The organism is Yinghuangia aomiensis, assembly GCF_039542225.1.
GTDB classification, from domain to species: Bacteria; Actinomycetota; Actinomycetes; order Streptomycetales; family Streptomycetaceae; genus Yinghuangia; species Yinghuangia aomiensis.
On sequence record NZ_BAABHS010000096.1, the window covers coordinates 1 to 1,086 of the forward strand.

Sequence of the window (1,086 nt, forward strand, 5' to 3'; positions counted from 1 at the left end):
ACCACGGTCCCGCTGACCGACATCGCGCCGGACGACGAGTTCAACATCAGCTCGGCGAAGAACAACCGGGCGCTGATCCTGGAGCGGTTCGGCAAGACCATCGCCAACGCGTTCCTGCACACGCCGCACCCGCTGCGGCGTTCGGTGCTCGCGGAGCTGGAGGCCGAGTTCCCCGAGGTCGTGGACCGCACCGCGCACGCCCCGCTGCGCAGCCACACGGACGTGTCGATCGCGTCGTCGCTGCACCACTACTACGCGTACCTCACCGGACGCTCGGTGCCCGCGCCGATCTCCTGCGGCTTCATCAACGTCGGCCTCCGCGAGCAGCAGACCAAGCTCACGCGCCTGCTCTCGGCCCGCATCCACGACGTGTTCTGCCTGAACGACTACCACGACGGCGACGTCCCGGCCGAGGAGCAGTCGCGGATCATCGACACGTTCCTCACCGAGTACTTCCCGACGGCCAGCCAGTTCGAGACCGGCACGGTCCGGAACGGGCGGGTCGAGCGCTGACATGGACGCGCCGCCGGGCGCCGCGGACTGCCGCGGCGTCCGGCGGCGCGTTTTTCGGTGCGTGGTGTGCTGTGCGGGGTCCCGCGCCGTTCAGCGCTCCCAGGGCGCGGGCGTCGGGAAGTACGCCTCCAGGAACCACTTCAGCAGAGCCATCTGCTGCTCGACGGAAGCCACTTCGGACTCCGTGTCGTTGAGGCAGAACGCGTCCAGCGACCGCTGCTCCAGGAAGCGCTGCAGCCGGCGGGGCGTGTGCCGGGCGGCGAGGTCCGCGTACGCGAACTCGATCTCGCCGGGCACCGAGCGCCCGCTGAGGAACGCGTAGCTGTGGTGCAGCGACGACGTGATCGCGATGTCCCCGGGGCTGCGGAAACGCTGGGCCGCCGTGGCCGCCTGGACGTCGGCGAACCGCACCTCGATCTCGGCGAGCACGCTGCGCCGCAGCGGGTGCGGCGCGTGCTTGAACTTCTGCACCGGCGTGGGCCCGAATGCCTCGGTGATGAGCGCCCGGTTGTTCTTGCCCGCCGACACCACGGGCGGGTCCGCCAGTTCCGGGGCGCCGAGTGGCACCTGCGA

The 1,086-nt window shown here is 70.5% G+C and carries 2 protein-coding genes; one reads left to right on the top strand and one right to left on the bottom strand.

All coding sequences use genetic code 11. The annotated features are described in order from the left end of the window. The coding region (locus ABEA93_RS41980) for a stealth conserved region 3 domain-containing protein (protein WP_345681289.1) at window positions 1-513 on the top strand (513 nt) is incomplete at its 5' end. Between the two features lie 90 nt (window positions 514-603). Here the strand turns inward: ABEA93_RS41980 and ABEA93_RS41985 are convergent. Further along, the coding region (locus tag ABEA93_RS41985) for a stealth conserved region 3 domain-containing protein (protein ID WP_345681290.1) at window positions 604-1,086 on the bottom strand (483 nt) is incomplete at its 5' end.